The organism is Citrifermentans bremense, from assembly GCF_014218275.1.
Lineage (GTDB): Bacteria > Desulfobacterota > Desulfuromonadia > Geobacterales > Geobacteraceae > Geomonas > Geomonas pelophila.
In genome coordinates this window covers 4,312,516-4,335,257 of the sequence record NZ_AP023213.1, presented here as the reverse complement: position 1 = coordinate 4,335,257, position 22,742 = coordinate 4,312,516, and the positions used below count along the sequence as shown (strand labels likewise).

Genomic DNA, 22,742 nt, shown 5'->3' with positions numbered 1-22,742 from the left:
AGGGGAGATCGCGATCCATCTTCCCCTGAACAAGGGTTAATGCCGCCGCCCGCTACAGCGCCTTGAAGCACTTGGCCGCGGCAGCGATGGTCAGCTCCAGGTCTTCTGTGCTGTGGGAGGCGCCGACGAAAGCGGTCTCGAACTGCGACGGCGCCAGGTAGATACCTTCGTTGAGCATCGCCTTGAAGTAGTTGGCGAAGGCCTTGGTGTCGCACTTGGCGGCGCTGTCCCAGTCGTAGACGGGGTCCTTCGAGAAGAAAGCGCAAAACATGGAACCCACGCGGGTGGAGTAGATCGGGAAGCCGGCGTCCTTGGCGGCCTTGGCGATCCCCTCCGCAACGAAAGCGCTCTTTTCTTCCAGCTTCTGGTAGAAGCCGGGCTGCTTGAGGAGCTTCAGGGTCTCGATGCCGGCGGTCATGGCCAGGGGGTTGCCGGAAAGGGTCCCGGCCTGATACACTCCGCCTGCCGGTGAAAGAAGCGACATGATCTCTTTTTTCCCGCCGAAAGCCCCGACCGGAAGCCCGCCGCCGATGATCTTGCCCAGGGTGGTCATGTCGGGGGTCACCCCGTAGAGTTCCTGAACCCCGCCGTAGGCGACCCTGAAGCCGGACATCACCTCGTCGAAGATCAGCACGATCCCTTCCTCGCTGCAGATGCTCCTGAGCCCTTCCAGGAACCCTTCCTTGGGGGGGACCGTCCCCATGTTGCCCGCCACCGGCTCGACGATGATGCAGGCGATGCTCCCCTTGTTCGCAGCCACCAGCGCCCGGACCGAATCGAGGTCGTTGTAGGTCGCGGTCAGGGTGTGCTTGGCGAGGTCGGCGGGGACGCCGGGGGAGTCGGGCACGCCGAAAGTGGCGGCGCCGGATCCCGCTTTGACTAGAAGCGAGTCGGAGTGGCCGTGGTAGCAGCCGGAGAACTTGAGGATGTTGTCGCGGCCGGTGTAGCCGCGGGCGAGCCTGATGGCGCTCATGGTCGCCTCGGTGCCGGAGCTCACCATGCGCACCATCTCGATGGAGGGAACCGCGTCGATCACCATTTCGGCCAGGGTGATCTCCAGTTCGGTCGGTGCGCCGAAGCTGGCGCCGTTGTCGACCGCGGCCTTGATCGCGGCGACCACCTGCGGGTGGCAGTGCCCGAGGATCATCGGACCCCAGGAGCCGACGTAGTCGATGAAGGCGTTGCCGTCTTCATCGTAGATGCGGGGGCCTTGGGCCTTCTTGATGAAGAGCGGATCGGAGCCAACGGACCTGAAGGCGCGTACCGGGCTGTTGACGCCGCCGGGGATGGACTGAAGCGCCTGCTGGAAGAGTTTGGTCGAGCGGCTGTTTTGCATGGGCTGATTCTCCTAACTCGCTGTTAATTGACAAATAATGGGCTGTTTGGTAGCACGCGTGCGGCTTATCTGTCAAGAAATTAAAAAGTTTTGGGAGGGAGGCTTCCGATTAGCGCGGAAGGGGGTCTCTGCTAATGAGTCATGTGCGCGGGAAAGTATACGGTTTCTGCGGAATGAGGCAAAGATTTCAAGATAATTTGTGCTTGACAAAGTGGGTGAAATGAAATAATTTTCTGACCCGATGTTGTATACAGTATACCTTTTTGACGCCGCATCCTTTCGCAAGTTACGAAAAGTTTGGGGTTTGACGCTCAAGGAGTGTGCAGTATACGGCTTTTCCGCGTGCATGCAACAAAAAACAAACCTTAGGAGTACGGGAGGATAGGGATGCTTGGTGCTTATCTGCCAATCTTGGTGCTGGTTGTCATAGCGGTGTTGTTCGGCCTGGGCTCGGTGGTCTTCTCCAGCCTCATCGGCCAGAAGAAGCCGTCCACTGTGAAGCTTGCGCCTTACGAGTGCGGTTGCGAGCCTGTCGGCAGCGCAAGGGAGCGTTTCTCGATCAAGTTCTACCTGATTGCGATGCTCTTCATCCTGTTCGACATCGAGGCGGTCTTCCTGTACCCCTGGGCAGTCCTCTTCAAGAGGCTCGGCATGTTCGGCCTCATCGAGATGGGAGTCTTCATAGTCATCCTCTTCGTAGGATACGTATACGTTTGGAAAAAAGGAGCACTGGAATGGGAGTAGATCAGCCGCTTGGCGAAAACATCATCACGACTTCCCTCGACAGCCTGGTCAACTGGGCCAGGAAGTCCTCCATCTGGCCGATGACCTTTGGTCTTGCCTGCTGCGCGATCGAGATGATGGCGACCGGTGCGGCCAAGCATGACCTGGACCGTTTCGGTATCATCTTCCGCGCCTCACCCCGCCAGGCTGACTGCATCATCATCGCCGGCACGGTGACCAAGAAGATGCTTCCGGTCATCAAGACTGTCTATGAGCAGATGCCCGAACCGAAGTGGGTGGTCGCCATGGGCGCCTGCGCCTGCTCCGGCGGCGTCTTCGACACCTACTCCGTCGTGCAGGGTATCGACGAGGCGCTTCCGGTCGACGTCTACATCCCGGGCTGCCCGCCGCGTCCGGAGGCACTCCTCTACGGCCTTATGAAGCTCCAGGATAAGATTGCCAACGAGCGCAACTCTTTCGGCTCTTCCATCGGCTTGGGCGAAAGACTCGAACCGGCTGCTTAATCTACAACGACCAAAGGGAAAGGTAAGGCTGACATGGCAGAAAATAATCGCGCTGTAGTGAAACTGAAAGAGCGTTTCGCAAATGCCCTCCTCGACTGCAAGGAATATCGGGGCGAGGTGACGGTCACCGTGAAGAAAGAGAACATCCTCGAGGTGCTCAAGTGCCTCAGGGACGACCTTCGCTACAACTTCCTGACCGACGTCACCGCCGTCGACTACCTGGGCCAGGATCCGCGTTTCATGGTGGTCTACCACCTCATGTCGATCCCGAACAAGGACCGCATCAGGGTGAAGGCGCCGGTGACCGAGGCGGACTGCTCCATCGACTCCGCCACCTCGCTCTGGAATTCAGCCAACTGGCTGGAGCGCGAGGCCTACGACCTGTTCGGCATCGACTTCAAGAACCACCCGAACCTGGTGCGCATCCTGATGACCGACGACTGGGTTGGGCACCCGCTCAGGAAGGACTACCCGCTGCAGGGACCGGACCGCGAACCGTACAAGGGTCGGCTGTCTTAGTCAAAAACCAGGACGATTTCCATCTCCAAAAAATAGAGGCGATCAATGGCTAGCGAAATAATGACACTGAACATGGGGCCCCAGCACCCCAGTACCCACGGCGTTTTGAGGCTCGTAGTAGAGCTGGACGGCGAGGTGATACAGAAGATTACTCCTCACATCGGTTACCTGCACCGGGGCATCGAGAAGCTCTCCGAGCACCGCACCTACCACCAGGCGCTGCCGCTTACGGACCGCATGGACTACCTGGCGCCCATGCACAACAACCTGGGCTACGTGCTGGCCGTTGAGAAGCTCCTCGGCATCGAGGTTCCCGAGCGGGCCGAGACCATCCGAGTCATCATGGCGGAGCTGACCCGTCTGAAGAGCCACCTGGTCTGGATCGCCTGCCACGCCCTCGACATCGGCGCCATGACCGTCTTCATCTACGCCTTCCGCGAACGCGAGAAGATCATGGAGCTGTACGAGATGGTCTCCGGTGCCAGGATGACCTCGAACTACTTCCGCGTGGGCGGGCTCTCCCGTGACCTCCCGGCCGGTTTCGAGGCCGCGGTCCAGGAGATCCTGGACACCTTCCCGGGCCACTTCGACACCTACGAAGGTCTCCTCACCAAGAACACCATCTGGCTGCAGAGGACCATCGGCAACGGGGTCATCTCCGCAGACGACGCCATCGACTTCGGCATCTCCGGCCCGGCCCTCAGGGGCTCCGGCGTCGATTTCGACCTCAGGCGCGACCTCCCCTACTCCGGCTACGAGAAGTACGACTTCAAGGTGCCGGTCGGCGAGAACTGCGACACCTTCGACCGCTACAAGGTCCGCCTCGTGGAGATGCGCGAGTCGGTGAAGATCATCGACCAGGCCATGAAGCGCCTGAAGCCGGGACCGATCCTGGCCGATGCGCCGCAGGTCTGCTACCCGCCGAAGGAGAGCGTCTACAACTCCATCGAGGGGCTGATCCACCACTTCAAGATCGCTTCCGAAGGCTTCCCCGTTCCCGAAGGGGAGGTTTACCAGGGTGTCGAGAACCCGAAAGGGGAGCTCGGCTACTACATGGTTTCCGACGGCAGCTCGAAACCGTACCGCATGAGGGTGCGTCCCCCCTCATTTGTCAACCTGGGTGCCATCGAGAAGATGGCCAAAGGCTCGATGATCGCGGACCTCGTGGCAGTAATCGGAACGCTCGACATCGTTCTTGGCGAAATAGACCGGTAATTCAAACGATAACTAAAGGAGATGGGGTAAATGTCTAACGCTCCAGCCGAAGAAATTCCGGCCGAAGAAATCGATCTGGCCGAGGCCAATCATATCATTGACAAATACCTGACTCTGCCGGGCAACCTTATGCCGGTGCTCCAGGGGATTCAGGATTCCTACGGGTACGTCCCCAAGCCGACCATCGACCTGGTGGCTGAGAGGCTGAACGTCTACCCGAGCCAGATTTACGGCGTGCTGACCTTCTACGCGCAGTTCCACCTGAAGCCCCGCGGCCGCTACATCATCAGGGTCTGCGTCGGTACCGCCTGCCACGTGCAGGGGGCGGAGCGTATCGTGGAGACTTTCTTCGGCCGCCTGGGAATCGGGCACGCCGAGACCACGCCGGACCTCCGCTACACCTTTGAAAAGGTTGCTTGCCTTGGGGCCTGCGGCATGGCTCCCCTGGCGATGGTTAATGATGACACCTACGGCAAGATGACGGTGCAGAAGGTGGACGAGATCGTGGAAACCTACAACCAAAGGCCGATGAAGTAGCCGACGTCAATTTTTGAGCAGGGGACCTTTTGTCATGAGTGATAACGCAGCAGTAAAAATATTAATCTGTCAGGGTACCGGCGGTATTTCTGCCGGCGCCAAGCAGGTCGAGGCCGAGTTCACCAGGCTGATCGCTGAAAAGGGTATCGTGGCCCAGGTAGGGAAGCGTTGCGACATCGTTAAGACTGGGTGCCGCGGCCTCTGCGCCAACGACGTCCTCGTCGACGTCATCACTCCGGAACTGGGCAGGGTCACTTACGACTTCGTCGTGCCCGCGGACGTCGAGGCCATTCTCGATCAGCACATAGTCAACAACGAAATCATCGAGAAGAAAAAGGCGAAGGAGTACTACAACACCTTCGTCGACCAGCAGATGCGCGTGGTCATGACCGGCTGCGGCCAGATCGACCCCGAGCTTCTTTCCGCCTACATCGAGGAAGACGGCTTCAAGGCAATCGAAAAGTGCGTCAAGGAAATGAAGCCCGCCGAAGTCATCGACGAGGTCAAGAAGTCCGGTCTTCGTGGCCGCGGGGGCGGTGGTTTCCCCACCGGCATGAAGTGGTCCTTCTGCGCCGCTTCTCCGGGGAACCACAAGTACCTGATCTGCAACGCAGACGAGGGTGACCCGGGTGCGTTCATGGACCGCTCCATCCTCGAAGGTGACCCGTACTGCATCATCGAGGGGATGATGATCGCCGCCTACGCCATCGGCTGCGACGCCGGCTACGTCTACGTCCGTGCCGAGTATCCGCTGGCCATCGACCGTCTCCAGAAGGCGCTCGACACCTGCTACGAGAAGGGGTACCTGGGCAAGAACATCCAGGGGTGGGGCTTCGACTTTGACATGAGGATCAAGAAGGGCGCCGGCGCATTCGTCTGCGGCGAGGAAACGGCTCTCATGGCCTCCATCGAGGGCGAGCGCGGCATGCCGCGCCCCCGTCCGCCGTTCCCGGCGGTCAAGGGCCTCTGGGGCTTCCCGACCAACATCAACAACGTCGAGACCTTCGCCAACGTGCGCCACATCATCAACAAGGGCTCCGACTGGTACGCTTCGCTCGGCACCGACACCACCAAGGGGACCAAGATCTTCGCGGTCACCGGCAAGGTGAAGCACACAGGCCTCGTCGAGGTTCCGGCCGGCATGTCGGTCAGGGACGTTATCTACAAGGTCTGCGGCGGCATCGCCAACAACCGCAAGTTCAAGGCGGTCCAGGCGGGCGGCCCCTCCGGCGGCTGCATCCCGGCCGAGGTGCTCGACACCCCGGTCGACTACGACTCGCTGATCAAGGCGGGCGCCATGATGGGCTCCGGCGGTCTGGTCGTCATGGATGAGACCACCTGCATGGTCGACGTGGCCCGCTTCTTCCTGTCCTTCACCAAGATGGAGTCCTGCGGCAAGTGCGTACCCTGCCGTATCGGCCTGAAGGCGATGCTCGACATCCTGGAGCGGATCACCGAGGGCCGCGGCGAGATGGCCGACATCGATACCCTGCTGGAGATGGGGGCGACCATCAAGAAGGCGTCGCTCTGCGGTCTGGGGCAGACGGCTCCGAACCCTATCCTCTCCACCGTCAAGTACTTCAGGAACGAGTACGAGGCACACATCATCGACAAGCGCTGCCCCTCCAACTCCTGCAAGGAGCTTCTGCTCTGGCAGGTGGTTCCCGAGAAATGCGTTAAGTGCGGCGCCTGCCTCAGGGCCTGCCCGTCCAACGCCATCAAGTGGGAGAAGGGACAGGTGGCTGAACTGGTCAAGGAGAACTGCACCAAGTGCAAGTCCTGCTACGACGCCTGCCGCTTCATGGCCATTGAATAAAACGGTTCAACGTTCCGGGTTCGACTTCGAGGTCGAACCCGGAACGAGCCGAATCTAGCGTTGAACATTGAACGTTGAACCGATTTCACGGAGACAGAGGTCGAGATGGTAAATCTTACGATAAACGGAACACAGGTTGCGGTAGAAAAGGACGCCACCATTTACGACGCCGCCAAGGCGTGTGGCATCAAGATACCGATCCTTTGCCATGACAAGAAGCTGCACCCGTTCGGCGGCTGCCGCATGTGCCTGGTCGAGGTCGAGCAGATGAAGGGACGTCTCATCCCCGCCTGCACCACCCCGGTCACCGAGGGTATGATCGTCCAGACCACGACCGACGAGATCGTGAAGGCCAGGAAGCTCGTGCTCGAGCTCTTGCTCCTCAAGCACCCGATCGACTGCCCGGTCTGTGACGCCGCAGGCGACTGCGACCTGCAGAACCTCACCTTCGAGTACAAGGTGAACACCAACCGCTTCGTGGACGAGAAGTTCAACCACGAGATCGACTACGACAACCCGCTCATCGAGCGCGACATGAACCGCTGCATCCACTGCGGCAAGTGCGCGAGGATCTGCGACGAGATCGTTTCCTACGGTGCCTACACCTTCATCAACCGCGGCATCGAGGCGAAGATGGGTACCGAGTTCGACGGACCGCTCAACTGCGAGTTCTGCGGCTCCTGCGTCTCGGTCTGCCCGGTGGGCGCGCTCAACTCCCGCCCCTTCAAGTTCAAGGCGCGCTGGTGGGCGCTGCAGAAGACCAAGTCCGTCTGCTCCTACTGCGGCACCGGTTGCCAGCTGACGCTCGGGACCAAGGATGGCAAGGTCCTCACCACCGTCTACGACGAGAACCAGGGCTTCCACAACGGCCAGCTCTGCACCCGCGGCCGCTTCGGCTACCAGTTCGTCAACTCCGCCAAGCGCCTGACTACCCCGCTGGTGAAGAAAAACGGCAAGCTCCAGGAAGCAAGCTGGGAAGAGGCGCTCGAAGTGGTCACCTCCCGCCTTTCCGCCGGCAAGAGCGACCCCGCTTCGGTAGCGGCACTGGCGACCCCGAGACTCACCAACGAGGAGCTCTTCCTCTTTGAGAAGCTCTTCCGCGGCACCATCGGCACCGACAACATCGATCACTCCGCAGGCTACGCCCATGCGGCCCTCACCAAGGGCGCCAAGGCCAGCTTCGGCGTCGCCGCATCTCCCTCCGAGATCGCCGACATCCAGAAGTCGAACCTGCTCCTCGTGGTCAAGAGCGACGCCTACGAGACCCACCCGGTAATCGGTTTCGAGATGAACCTGGGTGTCAAGCGCAAGGGTATCGACCTGCGCATCGTTTCCGACAAGAAAGGGAAGCTCACCCGCCTCCCGGGCGCCAAGACCACGGTCCACACCCCCGGCAGCGAAGTGGCTCTCTTCAACGCCCTCTGCAAGTCGATCATCGACCAGGGCCTCGCAGCTGAAGGCGTTGCGGGCCTGGCCGAGCTGAAGGCCGCCGTCGCCGACGCGACCGCGGAGAAGGCAGGCGTCACCGCAGAGGAGATTGCGGCCCTCGCCAAGGATTACGCAGCCGCCGAGAAGGCGCTGATCATCCTCCCGATCGGCCTCGGCTACCCGGGCCACGACGCGGCTCTCGCCAACGCGGCGGCGAACCTCGCCATCCTCACCGGCAAGATCGGCAAGGAAGGGTGCGGCCTCCTGATCATGGGCGAGAAGAACAACAGCCAGGGTGCTGCCGACCTCGGCATCTACCCGAAATCGACCGGCCTTTCCGCTTCCGCCATCATCGAGGGTTGCGGCAACGGCAACATCAAGACCCTCTTCGTTGCCGGCGAGAACCCGGTGGTTTCCTACCCGAACCGCCAGAAGGTCGAGAAGGCCCTCGAGAACGTCGAGTTCATGGTAGTCGCCGACCTCTTCCTGACCGAGACCGCGCAGCTGGCTGACGTGGTGCTTCCGGCCTGCTCCTTCGCCGAGAAGAGCGGTACCTTCACCTCGCTGGGCCGCAGGGTCCAGATGGTGAGGAAAGCGGTACCGGCGGTAGGGCTTGCCAAGAGCGACTTCGAGATCCTCAACACCCTCTCCGCTGCCATCGGCGGTGCGCGCTACAACAACCAGGCAGAAATCTTCACCGAGATCGCCTCCACCGTCCCCGCTTACCAGGGTCTGACCCAGGGCAAGCTCGGCGACGAGGGCGTGGTGCTTCCGGTGACGGTCTCCGCCAAGCTGGTCCCGGCCGTTGCCAAAGCTGTTGCTCCGGTAGCCGGCAAGCTTGCCCTTTTGACCGGCAGCGCGCTGTACCACTCCGGCACCATGTCCCGCTTCGGCGAGGGCCCGATGTACGTCTGCCCTACCGCTTACGCCGAACTCTCGATGGCCGACGCGGCGAGCCTGAAGATCGCCGAAGGCGACATGGTCACCGTGACCTCGGCAACCGGCAGCGTCCAGGTGGCGGCGAAAGTAGGAAAGCGCGTACCGCAGGGTACCGTTTTCGCCCCCTACCACTTCGGCGAGGGGAGCGTCAACAGCATCACCGACGGTGCCGCGGTCACCTACGTCACGGTAGCCAAGAAGTAACCACACAGCCAACAACTTAGTTCCCCCTCTCTTCGAGGGGGATTCCACCCCCCATGAGCAAAGGGGAGCGGAAACTGAGACCCTTTAGATACATCGGCTAACAGCTCAAAATTCATAACAGAGGGGAAGACTATCAGATGGATACGCTAATCTTAGGACTGCCGGTCGCGTACTACATAGCCATGGTTGCCAAAGTGCTCGTAGCCTTTGTCTTCGTGCTCCTGACCGTGGCCTACGCCACCTACGCGGAGCGCAAGATAATCGGGCATATGCAGGTGCGCCTGGGTCCCATGAGGACCGGCTGGCACGGCCTGCTGCAGCCGATCGCGGACGGCGTCAAGCTGTTCTTCAAGGAGGAGATCGTCCCGACTCAGGCAAGCAAGTTCGCCTTCCTGATCGCTCCCTTGGTCGCCTTGATCCCGGCGTTCATATCCTTCGCCGTCATCCCCTTTGGCGCCCCGGTGACCATCGCCGGCTACACGGTCCCGCTGCAGATCGCGGCCTTCTACGACCAGGCCGGCCAGCAGGTCTTCGACATCAACGTCGGCGTCCTCTACATCCTGGCCATGGCGAGCCTCGGGGTCTACGGCGTGGTGCTCGCGGGTTGGGCCTCCAACTCCAAGTACTCGCTCCTGGGCGGCCTTCGTTCCGCGGCGCAGATGATCTCCTACGAGCTCGCTGCAGGTCTCGCGATCATCGCCGTCTTCATGCTTTCCGAGTCGCTGTCGCTGCACAAGATCGTTGCCGACCAGGCCAACGGCGCCTGGTACGTCTTCAAGCAGCCGCTCGCCTTCGTGATCTTCTTCATCTGCTCGCTGGCTGAGATCAACAGGACCCCGTTCGACCTTCCCGAGGCGGAGACGGAGCTCGTGTCCGGCTTCATCACCGAGTACTCCTCCATGAAATACGCCATGTTCTTCATGGCTGAGTACGCCAACATGATCACCGTCTGCGCGGTCACCACCACCCTGTTCCTGGGCGGCTGGCACGGCCCCGCGTTCCTCCCCGGCTGGTTCTGGTTCGTGGCCAAGGTGTACTTCCTGATCTTCTGCTGCATGTGGATCAGGGCGACCTACCCGCGTTACCGTTACGACCAGCTCATGCGTCTGGGCTGGAAGGTGTTCCTGCCGCTGACCCTGCTCAACGTGGTCGCAACCGGCGTCTGGGTCATGGTCTTCAACAAGTAGTCTCTTCTAGAAACACACTACAAGGCGAGGTGCTGCAAATGATAATGCCGCTCATTAAAGGTCTTCAGATTACTTTATCACATATGTTCAAAAAGCCGGTCACCCTGCAGTACCCGACCGAGCGGCCGCAGATCGCCAACACTTTCCGCGGGCTGCATGCGCTGAACGTATCCCACGACAAGGCGAAGTGCGTTGCCTGCTACCTCTGCCCCACTGTCTGCCCGGCCAAGTGCATCACGGTCGAAGCGGGCGAGGACCAGAATCACGACAAGTATGCGGCCAAATACGAGATCGATATGCTGCGCTGCATCTTCTGCGGCTACTGTGTGGAGGCGTGCCCGGTGGACGCCATCCGTATGACGGAACAGTTCGAGCTCGCCAACTACACGCGCGCCGACTTCACCTTTACCAAAGAGAGACTCTTAGAAAAGAAATAAAGGAGCAGCAATGGAATCGATCTTCTTTCTCGTCGTGGCTGCGGTGGCCGTTATTTCCAGCATCCTGGTGGTCACCTGCAAAAACCCGATCAACAGCGCACTTTCGCTGGTGATGACCTTCTTCTGCCTGGCGACCTTCTACGTCATGCTGGATGCCCCCTTCATGGCGGCCACCCAGGTGATCGTGTACGCCGGGGCCATCATGGTTCTGATCATCTTCGTCATCATGCTCCTTAACGTAAGGGCGGAGAGCGGCAAGCGCGGCAGCCACGCGGTGTTCGCGGGTAGCGTGCTGGGTCTCTTCGCGCTGTTCCAGACCGTCTGGTTCCTCTCGAAGGGTTCCATGACCGGCGCGACCGGCACCATGGACAAGGCGCAGATCATCAGCGTCGGCCACGTCGAGCTGATAGGCAAGGCGCTCTTCACCGACTTCCTGCTCCCGTTCGAGATCACCTCGGTGCTGCTCCTGGCCGCGATCGTCGGCGCAGTGATCCTGGCCAAAAAGAAAATTTAACGCTACAGAAGGGGTACTGACATGCTAGCGATCGAAAACTACCTGATACTCTCGGCCATTCTCTTCTCCATCGGGACCATCGGCGTCCTGACGAGGAGAAACGCCATCGTCATCTTCATGTGCATCGAGATGATGCTGAACGCGGTGAACCTCACCTTCATCGCCTTCTCCAGGCACCTGGGGAACATCGACGGCCAGGTCTTCGTCTTCTTCGTCATGACCGTCGCCGCCGCCGAGGCAGCCGTAGGCCTCGCCCTGATGATCGCCTTCTTCAAGAACCGCGAGTCCATCGACGTCGAAGACATCAACCTGATGAAGCTCTAGGGCGAAAGCTCCGAAGCGTTGCAGGAGCGGCGTTTTGCGCCGCGATTGGTTGCTGATTGATTTGATCGCGGCTCTCCAGCCGCTCCGCTGAAGAAATTCAAGAACTACAGATATAAAGGAGTCAGGGATGTTTGATTTAGTATGGTTGATCCCACTGTGCCCTCTCATCGGCTCGGTCATCAACGGCCTACTCGGCAAGAAGATTAAAAACGAAACGGTCATCGGTGGGATCGCAGCCGGGGCAGTCTTCTGCTCCTTCCTGGTCGCCTGCGGAATCCTCTTCCAGCTCCTTAGTCTGCCGGGTGAGGAGAGGGTGTTCCAGAAGACCATCTTCACCTGGATCCAGTCAGGCAACTTCAAGGCCGACATCGGCTTCCTGATCGATCCGCTCTCCGCAACCATGCTGATGATCGTAACGGGGATCGGCTTCCTGATCCACCTCTACTCCATCGGCTACATGCACGGCGAGGAAGGGTTCTACCGCTACTTCTGCTACCTGAACCTCTTCACCTTCTCCATGCTCTGCCTGGTAGCGGGCAACAACCTGCTCCTCATGTTCATCGGCTGGGAGGGCGTGGGCCTCTGCTCCTACCTGCTGATCGGCTACTACTTCCACAAGAAGTCTGCCGGCGACGCGGGCAAGAAGGCGTTCGTGATGAACAGGATCGGCGACTTCGGCTTCCTGCTCGGCCTCTTCACCCTCTTCTGGTACCTGGGTGTCAACCACAACGTATGGACCATCAACTTCGTGGAGCTCGCCAAGAACGCCGACCTTCTGGTGCCGGGTGCCGTCGTGACCACCGTCTGCCTCTGCTTCTTCCTGGGCGCAACCGGCAAGTCCGCGCAGATCCCGCTCTACACCTGGCTCCCTGACGCGATGGAAGGCCCGACACCGGTTTCCGCCCTCATCCACGCGGCCACCATGGTCACCGCCGGCGTCTACATGATCGCCCGCATGAACTTCATCTACATCAAGAGCCCGACCGCGCTGCTCGTCATCGCCTGCGTCGGCGCCGCCACCGCCCTCTTCGCGGCGACCATCGGCACCGCGCAGAACGACATCAAGCGCGTCCTTGCATACTCCACCGTTTCCCAGCTCGGCTACATGTTCCTGGCCATGGGTGTCGGCGCCTTCACCGCCGGCGTGTTCCACCTGATGACCCACGCCTTCTTCAAGGCCTGCCTGTTCCTCGGTTCCGGCTCCGTCATCCACGCCATGCACCACGCGCTGCACCACGAGCACTCCGAGGCCGACCCGCAGGACATGAGGAACATGGGCGGGCTCAAGTCCAAGATGCCCATCACCTTCCTGACCTTCCTGATAGCGACCATCGCCATCGCAGGTATCCCGGGCTTCGCCGGCTTCTTCTCCAAGGACGAGATCCTCTGGCAGGCGTTCGCCAACCCGCACCACGGCAGCGCGAACCTCGTGCTGTGGGGCTGCGGCGCGGTAGCCGCAGGTCTCACCGCCTTCTACATGTTCCGCCTGGTGTTCATGACCTTCTTCGGCCAGACCCGTCTCTCCGAGAAGGCCTTCCACCACCTGCACGAGTCCCCCTGGGTCATCACCGTGCCGCTGGTCTGCCTTGCCTTCCTCTCCCTGGTCGGCGGCTGGATCGGCGTGCCCAAGATCCTCGGCGACGTGCTGGGCGGTCTCCCGAACTACTTCGAGCACTACCTGGAGCCGGTCTTCGCCTACTCCAACGCATACGTGCTGCACAACGTACACGGCGCGCACCCGAGCCACGCTGTCGAGTGGGGCCTCATGGGCACCTCCGTGGTCATCGCCTGCGCCGGCATCGGCCTGGCAGCAGGCCTGTACCTGATCGCTCCGAGCGTCCCCGAGAAGTTCGTGGCGACCTTCCCGGTCCTGCACCGCGCCGTGTACAACAAGTGGTACATCGACGAAATCTACGACTTCATGTTCGTCAACCCCTGCAAGGCCCTGGGCAACTTCCTCTGGAAAGGGTTCGACGTGGTGCTGGTCGACGGCATCGTGAACGGGGTGGCGGCGGTCGTCCGCGGCTTCAGCGGCATCCTGCGCTACGTGCAGACCGGCTTCGTTCACAACTACGCCTTCTCCATGGTGATCGGCGTGGTGGTCATCGTAGGCGTGTATCTCTTCCGCTAAGATTCAGATTTAAGATAATTTTGACCTGTAAGTAAAAGGAGCAGAGTAAATGAACCAGCTACCGTTACTGAGCATAATAACCTTCACACCGCTGATCGGGGCGATTCTCCTCCTCTTTGTGAACAAAAACAGCCACGGCGTGCTCCGTTCCGTTGCCATGGCGGTGACGGTGGTGACGTTCGTCCTCTCGCTGCCTCTGATCACGGGGTACAACGCACCGGGGACCGACATCGGCGGCTTCCAGTTCATCGAGAACGTGCCCTGGATCGCGGCCGGCCCCTTCCAGATGAGCTATCACCTGGGCATCGACGGCATCAGCCTCTGGCTCGTCATCCTCACCACCTTCATCATGCCGATCGCCATCCTCTCCACCTACACGGCGGTTGAAGAGAAGGTGAAGGAATACATGATCTGCCTCTTGCTGCTCGAAGTCGGCATGGTCGGTACCTTTATCTCGATCGACCTCTTCCTCTTCTACATCTACTGGGAAGTGATGCTGATCCCGATGTACTTCATGATCGGTATCTGGGGCGGCAAGAACAGGATCTACGCTGCAGTCAAGTTCTTCATCTACACCGCGGTCGGCTCGCTCCTCATGCTGGTCGCATTGATCTCCCTCTACTTCAAGGCTGGCGGCGGCGACTTCAGCATCCTGCGCTTCTGGGAACTGAACCTCGACCCGACCACCCAGATGTGGATGTTCCTGGCCTTCGCACTGGCCTTTGCCATCAAGGTCCCGATGTTCCCGCTGCACACCTGGTTGCCTGACGCACATACCGAGGCTCCGACCGCTGGCTCCGTTATCCTGGCAGCCGTCATGCTGAAGTGCGGTACCTACGGTTACGTTCGCTTCGCCATGCCGCTCTTCCCGGAAGCAAGCGCGCAGTTCACCCCGCTCATCGCAACCCTGTCCGTGATCGGCATCATCTACGCCTCGCTGGTCGCCATGGTGCAGCAGGACGTCAAGAAACTGGTCGCCTACTCTTCCGTAGCGCACCTTGGCTTCGTTATGCTCGGCCTCTACGCCCTCAACACCCAGGGGGTCACCGGCGGCATGCTGCAGATGCTCAACCACGGCGTTTCCACCGGCGCATTGTTCCTTATCGTCGGATTCATCTACGAGCGCCGTCACACTCGTCAGATCTCCGACTTCGGCGGCCTCGCCAAGCAGATGCCGGTTTTCGCCACCATGTTCATGATCGTCACCTTCTCCTCCATCGGCCTGCCGGGGACCAACGGCTTCGTCGGCGAGTTCCTGGTGCTCCTGGGCTCCTTCGAGAGCGAACTCCGCTGGTACGCGGTCATCGCCACCTCCGGCGTCATCCTCTCCGCCGTCTACATGCTCTGGATGTTCCAGAGGGTCATGTTCGGCGAGCTGAAGAACCCGAAAAACCAGACCCTGAAGGACCTGAACGCAAGGGAAGTAGCGATCATGCTGCCGCTTCTTTTCCTCATCTTCTTCCTGGGCGTCTACCCGCGCCCGATCATCGACTCCATGGCTCCGTCGATCGACAGGTTGATCGCTCAGACCAAGGTGCAGAAGCAGGTGGCACAAGTAGCAGCACCGGCCGCGCCGCAGCTTCCGGCAGGGCACGTAGCAGTTCCGGGCCTTCCCGAAGGGCATCCGGCTCTCCCCGCAACCCAAGAAGTAAAATAGACCGCTTAGAACTAGCTGACGGAGGATTATAGATGGAAACAATTGCTATGCCGGCCATAAACCTGGCAGTGGTCATGCCTGAGATCCTACTCTCATGCATCGCCATGGTACTGCTGCTCGTCAACGTCTTCGTGCCGGGCAACAACAAGGCCTACCTTGGTTACTTGAGCATCATCGGCCTCGCAGTTACCGCGGCAAGCGTGGTCAACGGGTGGGGGCCGTCGGTATCAGCGTTCAACGGCTCTGTGGTGCAGGACAACTTCGCCACCTTCTTCAAGATCATCTTCCTGATCTCCGCCGGTCTTGCCGTCCTGATCTCGGACAGGTACATGGCCCAGGAAGAGTGCAACCAGGGCGAGCTCTATCCCCTGATCCTTTTCGCGACCGTCGGTATGATGCTGATGGCGGCCGGGACCGACATGATGGTGATCTTCCTCGGTCTCGAGCTCCTCTCCATCTGCCTGTATGTGCTGGCCGGCTTCAACCGCTCCAGCGTGAAGTCTAACGAGGCCGGTCTCAAGTACTTCCTTTTGGGTGCCTTCTCCACCGGCTTCCTGCTCTACGGCATGGCGCTCACCTACGGCGCTACCGGGAGCACCAAGATCCAGGCCATCTCCGCCTATGTCATGGGGAACCCGAGTGTGGCAACCAACCCGCTCTTCGTGGTCGGCATGCTGCTGATCGCCACTGGCTTCAGCTTCAAGGTCGCCGCCGCACCGTTCCACATGTGGACCCCGGACGTCTACCAGGGCGCTCCGACCCCGGTCACCGCGTTCATGTCCGCGGGCCCGAAAGCTGCCGGCTTTGCCGCCTTCATCAGGGTGATGATCTTCGCCTTCCCGATGCTGAAAGCAGAGTGGGGCCAGCTTCTCTGGATCCTCGCCGTCCTCACCATGACCGTGGGTAACATCATCGCGCTGTCCCAGGACAACGTGAAAAGGATGCTGGCTTACTCCTCCATCGCACACGCAGGGTACGCTCTGGTCGGTTTCACCGCCACCAACGCTGAGGGCGCTGCAGGCATACTCTTCTACATGCTCTCCTATGCGTTCATGAACATCGGCGCCTTCGCCGTCATCGTTCTGATCGGCAAGAAAGGCGAGAGCAACGGCAACGTGCAGGATATGGCTGGTTTCGGCCACAAGAAACCGCTTCTGGCCGCCATCCTCTCCATCTTCCTGCTCTCCCTGGCCGGCATGCCGCCGACCGCGGGCTTCATCGGGAAGTTCTACCTCTTCTCCGCCGCCATCAAGTCCGGCTACATCTGGCTGGCCATCATCGGCGTGCTGAACTCCGCAGCCTCCCTATACTACTACCTGCGCGTGCTGGTGTTCATGTACATGAAGGATCCGACCGAAGAGTTCGACTGGGCTGGCGCCACCCCGGCTGTCGCCCTCTGCCTCCTCGTGGCAGTCGGCGCGACCCTGGCTCTCGGCGTTGTTCCGGGCACCGTCCTCGAACTGGCACAGAAGGCAGTGCTGTTCTAAGACAGTCGACAAGAAGCAAATTCAAAGAGGGCACCCGGCAGCGGGTGCCCTCTTTGCGTTTCCCCTCTCAACGGCACCCCTCCCTATTCTGAATACCGCACCAGGCTATGCAGGATGAAGGTTTTTTGCAGCAAGCAGAAGATGGTGGCCGGCAAACATAAAACCGCACGCTGAAGGTATGGTTTTCCTTTGACTGGAAATTTTTCACTCAGAGCACCTATTTTCCCAATAACCCTAAATGAATCTTTCTCATCTGGTAACATTGTTACTTGCAGGGGATAGGGGTGATCCTCTATCAGATGTAAAATTCATCAGTCTGAAAAGGTAGAGGGAAAAGTGACTGCTGCTGAAATCGGAAGTAAAGCCATTAAGGTAGTTGCGGGACTGATACTCGCAGTCCTTCTTCTTTTCGTGGCGTATGTTTATGCGGCGCTACACTTCAGCTTCTCTAAGGGGGACAGGGTCGGGTACGTCCAGAAATTTTCCGAAAAAGGGTGGGTCTGCAAGACGTGGGAAGGTGAACTGCAGATGTTGCCGGTCCCTGGCTCGATTCCGGAAAGGTTCCCGTTCTCCGTGCGGGACGATGCGGTGGTTGCAAAAATCAATGCGACGCTCGGCAAAAAGGTATCTCTTACCTACGAGCAACATAAGGGTATTCCCACTAACTGTTTCGGAGAATCAGAGTACTACGTCGTGGATGTGAAGACGCTTGAGTAAAGCTATGTCCCTCTTACCTTGCGATACTTCTACGTTGAGGGGAGTTGAGGACAAGTTGAGCGCGAGTCGAGGAATGTGATGACCTACGCCGACCTGCAGGAAGCGTTGAGGGTATTAGGGCTCGGTGAACGGGCGAGCCTCACGGAAATCAAGGCCCGGCATAGGGAACTGGTAAAACGGCATCACCCCGATGCCGGTGGCTCAGGTGGTGATCCCGACATGATCCGGAGGGTAAATGCAGCAAACAAGGTGCTGCAGGAATACCTAGCGGAATACCGTTTCTCCTTCAGCGAGGAGGAGTTCTACGAACAGAACCCTGAAGAGCGCCTGCGGCGACAGTTCATGGACGCGGCTTTATGGGGGAAGGGATAGCCGGTATGGCCAACGCGGAGGTCACAAGGCGTACCAGGCTATGGCGCAGAAGTGGCAGGCGGTCCCCGCCATGACGAACAGGTGCCAGATGAAGTGGCCGAAACGCAGGCGGGAATCGTAGGCGAAGAAAACGACGCCCAGCGTGTACGCAGCGCCGCCGGCGGCTATCCACAGAAGGCCGGCCAGCGGCACGCGGCTTAGCAACGGTTTCGCCGCCACGATGATGAGCCACCCCATAGCCAGGTAGAGGATGGTGGACGCTACCGGCCGCGGCATCTTTTGGCAGAACTTCCACACCACTCCAACCAGGGCGAAGGTCCAGACCAGCGACAGGAGGGTCCATCCCCAGGGGCCGCGCAGCGCACCGAGGGAAAACGGCGTGTAGGTACCGGCTATCAGGAGATATATGGCGGAGTGCTCTATGGTCTTGAACAACTCCTTCAGTTTCCCCTGCGGCATGGCGTGGTAGATAGAGGAGGCAAGATAGAGCAGCACCATGGTTGCGGCATATATCGCCGTACCGACGGCATATCCCTTCTGTCCAAGGCTGAACGCCCTGGATAGCAGCGGCGGAGTCGCGGCAATGGCTGCGATCAACCCCACAGCATGGCTGAGGCTGTTGGCGATTTCTTCTCCTACCGATTGCTGACGCTTGACTGTATCCATCTAATGACCTGCCCCGTCCTGCATCGCGGATGAAAAGGAGAGCCCGAATAGGAAGTGATTACAACAGGGGCCAGCCTCGGCGCTAGGGGGAGAAACTTCCAGCGCCACAGGCGGCCCCTCTTTAGTTGCCAGGCTACTTTACGCTTTAGGCGTTGGCGGGTGGGGGGCGGCAGTCGTGTTGGTGTCCCGTCCTCCGGCGGCGGCCCAGGTCTCCAGCATCTCAGTGGTGACCGATTTGGGTCTCTCGATGGCATAGCCAAGGCCGCGGTCCCAGGTTACGTTCGCCATGCACCCCAAAGCACGCCCGACCCCGAAGAGCACGGTGTAGAAATCCCATTCCTTCAGGCCGTAGTACCACTGGATGACGCCGGATTGCGCGTCAACGTTGGGCCACGGGTTCTTCGTCTTGCCATGTTCGGTTAAAACGCCAGGGGCGGTCTCGAAGATCATTGAGACTAGCTTGAAGAGCTTGTCATCCTTGAGACCTTCTGTTTTCAAACAGAACTCGCGCTGGGCCATGTAGCGCGGGTCAGTCTTTCTGAGGACTGCGTGTCCGTAGCCCGGCACCACCTGCCCGGCATTGAGCGTTTCCCACAAGGCTGCAGTCACGTTCTCCTTGGTAGGTTCCGCACCGTTTAGCTTCTTCTGGAATTCCAGGATCCATCCCAGCACCTCCTGGTTGGCCAGGCCATGAAGTGGTCCCGCAAGCCCGTTGAGGCCAGCGGCATAGGCGTAATAGGGGTCGGAAAGGGCAGAGTGGACCAGGTGGGTGGTGTGTGCCGAGACGTTGCCAGATTCGTGGTCGGAGTGGAGGATGAAGTACATGCGCGCCACGTCCTTGTACTGCTCGCTTTGGCCGATCATGTGGGCGAAATTTGCACCCAGGTCAAGTTTCGGATCGATGGGGATCTGCTTGTCGCCCCGGTACTTGAGATTGTAAATGAAGGCAGCCAGGACAGGGATGCGGGCCACTATGTCGCTTGCGTCCTCGTAGACATGCTCCCAGGCTGTCATCTTGTTGAACTTGCCGCTGCTGTAGACGGCCGCGAACTTGGAGTCTCTTTGCATGGCAAGGATGCCGGAGGAGAGCATCACCATGGGGTGGCTGTCCAGCGGGAGCGCGCGCAGAGCCTGGAACACATACTCCGGAACCTGCTGGCGCGTCTTGAACTCGGTCTCAACGTCCTGCACCTGCTCGGGGGTCGGGACCTCCCCTGTGAGGAGGAAATACCAGAACGATTCCACCGTGGGGTATTCGGAGCCGGCTGCCTTGGGGAGGGCCTCGAAAGTCTCAGGGATGGTCTTGCCTCTGAAACGGATCCCTTCCTGCGGATCAAGATACGAGATGTCTGTAACAAGGCATCTGATATCACGGGCACCGCCAATGCATTGCGCTATGTCTACCTTGTCGATTATGACTGAGCCAAACTCTTTAGTCAGCCGGGCGATGCGGGGGCGGTGTGCCTCGATCTTTTCCTTTAGCCTGTCTTTCAGCTGTGTCATGTCCTGTTCTCCTTTCTTGCGTTAAGGTTAAGGCGAAGACTCCGCCCGTGACAGATCCAGCACGCTCTTCTCACCCTCATGTCAGGCCGCGCCAGGCGGCCGAGCCACGACATATACGATATAGTAATTTTCCCCAATGTAAATATCTTAACTGTTATTTGTGTGCAGATTTAAGAGTACGCAGCAGAGCAAGGGTCCCGGCTCTGACAACGCCGGCAGGCCCAGATACAGGGAAAAACGTTGGTGAGGCGGGGGTGTATTTATGCCGGAGGTGAAGTTTGCGGCGGGAGGTCGGGTTTTTGACTTGCGGTGGAGTGGGCGAGAATGTAACAATACCGCGTGTTGTCGGCTCGGTATGCTTCCCAATGGGATGGCATGGCTGACAACGGTATTTACAGATGGAGAGGTATTGAGTGAACAATGTCTATATCATTTCGCCCAGCTACCTGATCAAGAAAAAGCGTGAATTCACCGCCGGGGTCAGGCAGTTGTCGAAGCTTGGCTTCAACGTCCTGAACCCGCACTTCCCGACCATGCTCCCCTCGCCCCAAGAAAAGGCTGACCAGATACACCACGCCTGCGCCGACACGGGCACCGACATGATCCTCGCCCTGCGCGGCGGTTACAGCGCCATGAAATCCCTGCCGTTCATCGATTTTGATCACCTCAGGAAGCACCCGAAGATCATCGCCGGCTTCAGCGACCTGACGGCCCTTCTGAACCCCATTCATGAACGGACGGGAATGGTGACGCTTCATGCGCCCATGCTGGTCAGCCTGAACGCCCCGACCGCGTTCACCGTCGGATCCTTCATGAACGCGGTGAGGGGCTATCCGGAGAAGAACCTGTTCCACGGGGCGCCGGTGAAGGTGTACCGTCACGGCAGCGCCGCCGGCATCCTCAAAGGGGGGAACCTGGTGACGCTTACAGCGCTGATTGACACTGACTGGGAGATGGAGACGGAGAACTCTATCCTCTTTCTGGAGGAGGTCGACGAAAAGCTGCACAAGGTGGACCGCGCCCTGACCCAGTGGATACTGGCCGGGAAGCTCAAAGGGGTGAAGGGGATCATCCTCGGGGATTTCGGCGGCCTGAAGAGCAGGGAGGTTTTCCAGATCCTGGCCTCGCAGATGGAACTTGGCATTCCCGTGGTCCATTGCCCCCACATCGGCCATGTCCCCGACAAGATAACCATGCCGGTGGGAGCGGAGGTGGAGCTCGACACGCGGAAGAAGCAACTGGTGATAAGGAAGCTGGAGCTTCCGGGGGTGCGTCCATGAACGCGGTCTGGTTGATCCTCTTTTCAGTCAGCATCGTCTTTGCCATATGCACCGGGAACCTGGAGGCGTTCACTAAATCGATCTTCGAAGGCGCCAAGTCAGCCGTCGAGGTTTCGCTGTTTCTCCTGGGGATCGTGTCGGTGTGGATGGGGATCACCAGGATCCTTGAGGATTCGGGACTCATCTACCGCATCGCACACCTGTTCAAGCCGGTCATCTCGCGTCTTTTCCGGAATATTCCTGGCGACCACCCCTCCATCAGCGCCATCACCTTGAACGTGCTGGCGAACCTCTTCGGCCTCGGCAACGCCGCGACGCCGCTGGGGATCAAGGCGATGCAGGAGCTCGACACCCTGAACGAGCACAAGGGGGAGATAACCTTCGAGATGATGATCTTCATCGTCCTCAACACAGCCAGCATCCAGTTGATCCCCTTCTCGGTCATCGGGATTCTCGCCAGTTACAACGCAGCCAACCCCGCGGGGGTGGTGCTCCCTGTGCTTATCGCCACGGTGATATCCGCGGTGACGGCGCTACTGATACTGTTCGGATTCAGGAAGGTGCTCAAATGATCGAAGGCATCAATTACCTCTCGCTGCTCATCATCCCGTTGTTCATCCTGTTCACCATCTGGTACGGCACCTTCAAGAAGGTTCGCGTCTACGATTCGTTCGTCGCCGGGGCGAAGGAAGGGCCGGGGATCATCCTGAGCATCTTCCCGTACCTTCTGACCATCTTCATCGTGATCAAGGGATTCCAGGCCTCGGGCGCCTTCGACGCCTTGAGAAACGGCTTCTACCAGCTCTTCTCCTTCGCCGGGATCCCCATCGAAGTCGTTTCCATGGCCATCATCAAGCCCCTGTCGGGAAGCGCCTCGACGGCGCTTTTCACCGACATAGTAAAGACGACCGGTCCCGAGTCCGTGGCAACAAAGATGACGGCGGTCATCATGGGGAGCGCAGAAACGACCTTTTACGTTCTGGCGGTCTACCTAGGCACGGTCGGCATCAAGAAGACCAGGTACCTGGTTCCGGTCTGCCTGACCGCAGACTTTATCGGCATCGTCGTGGCTGTCGCCGTGGTGAGGTGGCTTTTGTAGCTGCAGGCTTTCGGGAGCCCCTGTGTTATAGCCAAAAAAGGCCGCCTCTGATCAGAGGCGGCCTTTTTTCACGATGGAACCTAGCTTCAATTACGCTACATAGCTGCGGGGGGCTGCTGTCGCAGCA

At 59.6% G+C, this 22,742-nt stretch carries 22 protein-coding genes; 19 read left to right on the top strand and 3 right to left on the bottom strand.

The genetic code is table 11. The features are described from left to right. Positions 1–52 precede the first annotated feature (52 nt). Positions 53–1,336, bottom strand: a complete 1,284-nt coding sequence (hemL, locus tag GEOBRER4_RS19360) for a glutamate-1-semialdehyde 2,1-aminomutase (RefSeq protein WP_185243611.1) — start codon at positions 1,334–1,336, stop codon at positions 53–55. Between the two features lie 387 nt (positions 1,337–1,723). Between hemL and GEOBRER4_RS19355 the strand changes: the two genes are divergently transcribed. The 16 genes from GEOBRER4_RS19355 (at position 1,724) to GEOBRER4_RS19280 (ending at position 18,067) form a co-directional block, all read left to right on the top strand. Further along, positions 1,724–2,080, top strand: coding sequence for an NADH-quinone oxidoreductase subunit A (locus GEOBRER4_RS19355; RefSeq protein WP_085814625.1), 357 nt, complete (start codon positions 1,724–1,726; stop codon positions 2,078–2,080). Further along, positions 2,071–2,583, top strand: coding sequence for an NADH-quinone oxidoreductase subunit B (locus GEOBRER4_RS19350; RefSeq protein WP_015839201.1), 513 nt, complete (start codon positions 2,071–2,073; stop codon positions 2,581–2,583). Before GEOBRER4_RS19355 ends, GEOBRER4_RS19350 begins: the two co-directional genes overlap by 10 nt. Before the next feature lie 33 nt (positions 2,584–2,616). Next, positions 2,617–3,102: an NADH-quinone oxidoreductase subunit C gene (locus GEOBRER4_RS19345; RefSeq protein ID WP_085814626.1), complete on the top strand. Its 486-nt coding sequence runs from the start codon at positions 2,617–2,619 to the stop codon at positions 3,100–3,102. 45 nt (positions 3,103–3,147) lie between these two features. Continuing rightward, positions 3,148–4,317 carry an NADH dehydrogenase (quinone) subunit D gene (gene nuoD / locus GEOBRER4_RS19340; RefSeq protein WP_085814627.1) on the top strand — a complete coding sequence of 390 codons (1,170 nt, stop codon included), beginning with the start codon at positions 3,148–3,150 and terminating at the stop codon, positions 4,315–4,317. Positions 4,318–4,347: 30 nt separating this feature from the next. After that, the gene (gene nuoE, locus GEOBRER4_RS19335; protein ID WP_085814628.1) at positions 4,348–4,854 is read left to right on the top strand and encodes an NADH-quinone oxidoreductase subunit NuoE; all 507 of its coding nucleotides are present in this window, start codon (positions 4,348–4,350) and stop codon (positions 4,852–4,854) included. 34 nt (positions 4,855–4,888) lie between these two features. Further along, positions 4,889–6,670: an NADH-quinone oxidoreductase subunit NuoF gene (gene nuoF, locus GEOBRER4_RS19330; RefSeq protein WP_185243610.1), complete on the top strand. Its 1,782-nt coding sequence runs from the start codon at positions 4,889–4,891 to the stop codon at positions 6,668–6,670. Between the two features lie 105 nt (positions 6,671–6,775). Next, positions 6,776–9,241, top strand: a complete 2,466-nt coding sequence (locus GEOBRER4_RS19325; RefSeq protein WP_185243609.1) for a molybdopterin-dependent oxidoreductase — start codon at positions 6,776–6,778, stop codon at positions 9,239–9,241. Between the two features lie 137 nt (positions 9,242–9,378). Then, positions 9,379–10,428, top strand: a complete 1,050-nt coding sequence (gene nuoH, locus GEOBRER4_RS19320) for an NADH-quinone oxidoreductase subunit NuoH (protein ID WP_012532345.1) — start codon at positions 9,379–9,381, stop codon at positions 10,426–10,428. Between the two features lie 38 nt (positions 10,429–10,466). Continuing rightward, a complete protein-coding gene (gene nuoI / locus GEOBRER4_RS19315; RefSeq protein WP_185243608.1) occupies positions 10,467–10,865 on the top strand; it encodes an NADH-quinone oxidoreductase subunit NuoI in 399 nt (132 codons plus the stop codon). Positions 10,866–10,875: 10 nt separating this feature from the next. Then, positions 10,876–11,379, top strand: coding sequence for an NADH-quinone oxidoreductase subunit J (locus GEOBRER4_RS19310; protein ID WP_185243607.1), 504 nt, complete (start codon positions 10,876–10,878; stop codon positions 11,377–11,379). Positions 11,380–11,400: 21 nt separating this feature from the next. Next, positions 11,401–11,703 (top strand): NADH-quinone oxidoreductase subunit NuoK, encoded by a 303-nt coding sequence (nuoK, locus tag GEOBRER4_RS19305; protein WP_085814632.1) that lies wholly within the window; start codon positions 11,401–11,403, stop codon positions 11,701–11,703. Between the two features lie 127 nt (positions 11,704–11,830). Further along, the gene (gene nuoL / locus GEOBRER4_RS19300) at positions 11,831–13,834 is read left to right on the top strand and encodes an NADH-quinone oxidoreductase subunit L (RefSeq protein ID WP_185243606.1); all 2,004 of its coding nucleotides are present in this window, start codon (positions 11,831–11,833) and stop codon (positions 13,832–13,834) included. A 49-nt stretch (positions 13,835–13,883) separates the two neighbouring features. After that, a complete protein-coding gene (locus tag GEOBRER4_RS19295) occupies positions 13,884–15,491 on the top strand; it encodes an NADH-quinone oxidoreductase subunit M (protein ID WP_085814634.1) in 1,608 nt (535 codons plus the stop codon). A 32-nt stretch (positions 15,492–15,523) separates the two neighbouring features. Then, complete coding sequence (locus GEOBRER4_RS19290) at positions 15,524–16,978, top strand: NADH-quinone oxidoreductase subunit N (RefSeq protein ID WP_085814635.1); 1,455 nt, start codon at positions 15,524–15,526, stop codon at positions 16,976–16,978. A 336-nt stretch (positions 16,979–17,314) separates the two neighbouring features. Continuing rightward, complete coding sequence (locus GEOBRER4_RS19285; protein ID WP_185243605.1) at positions 17,315–17,695, top strand: hypothetical protein; 381 nt, start codon at positions 17,315–17,317, stop codon at positions 17,693–17,695. 78 nt (positions 17,696–17,773) lie between these two features. Next, complete coding sequence (locus GEOBRER4_RS19280; RefSeq protein WP_185243604.1) at positions 17,774–18,067, top strand: J domain-containing protein; 294 nt, start codon at positions 17,774–17,776, stop codon at positions 18,065–18,067. Between the two features lie 21 nt (positions 18,068–18,088). On the opposite strand, the gene trhA is transcribed toward GEOBRER4_RS19280, so the two are convergent. Together trhA and GEOBRER4_RS19270 are read right to left on the bottom strand one after the other, a co-directional pair. Beyond that, positions 18,089–18,733, bottom strand: a complete 645-nt coding sequence (trhA, locus tag GEOBRER4_RS19275; RefSeq protein ID WP_185243603.1) for a PAQR family membrane homeostasis protein TrhA — start codon at positions 18,731–18,733, stop codon at positions 18,089–18,091. A 138-nt stretch (positions 18,734–18,871) separates the two neighbouring features. Then, entirely contained in the window at positions 18,872–20,236 is a 1,365-nt protein-coding gene (locus GEOBRER4_RS19270) for a citrate (Si)-synthase (protein WP_185243602.1), read from the bottom strand. 413 nt (positions 20,237–20,649) lie between these two features. Between GEOBRER4_RS19270 and GEOBRER4_RS19265 the strand changes: the two genes are divergently transcribed. The 3 genes from GEOBRER4_RS19265 to GEOBRER4_RS19255 are packed head-to-tail and all read left to right on the top strand — an operon-like array spanning position 20,650 to position 22,615. Beyond that, complete coding sequence (locus GEOBRER4_RS19265) at positions 20,650–21,516, top strand: S66 peptidase family protein (protein WP_185243601.1); 867 nt, start codon at positions 20,650–20,652, stop codon at positions 21,514–21,516. Then, the gene (locus GEOBRER4_RS19260) at positions 21,513–22,088 is read left to right on the top strand and encodes a nucleoside recognition domain-containing protein (RefSeq protein WP_185243600.1); all 576 of its coding nucleotides are present in this window, start codon (positions 21,513–21,515) and stop codon (positions 22,086–22,088) included. The genes GEOBRER4_RS19265 and GEOBRER4_RS19260 overlap by 4 nt, the downstream gene beginning before the upstream one ends. Further along, on the top strand, positions 22,085–22,615 hold the full coding sequence (locus tag GEOBRER4_RS19255; RefSeq protein ID WP_085814642.1) for a spore maturation protein: 531 nt from the start codon (positions 22,085–22,087) through the stop codon (positions 22,613–22,615). The genes GEOBRER4_RS19260 and GEOBRER4_RS19255 overlap by 4 nt, the downstream gene beginning before the upstream one ends. Positions 22,616–22,742: the final 127 nt, after the last annotated feature.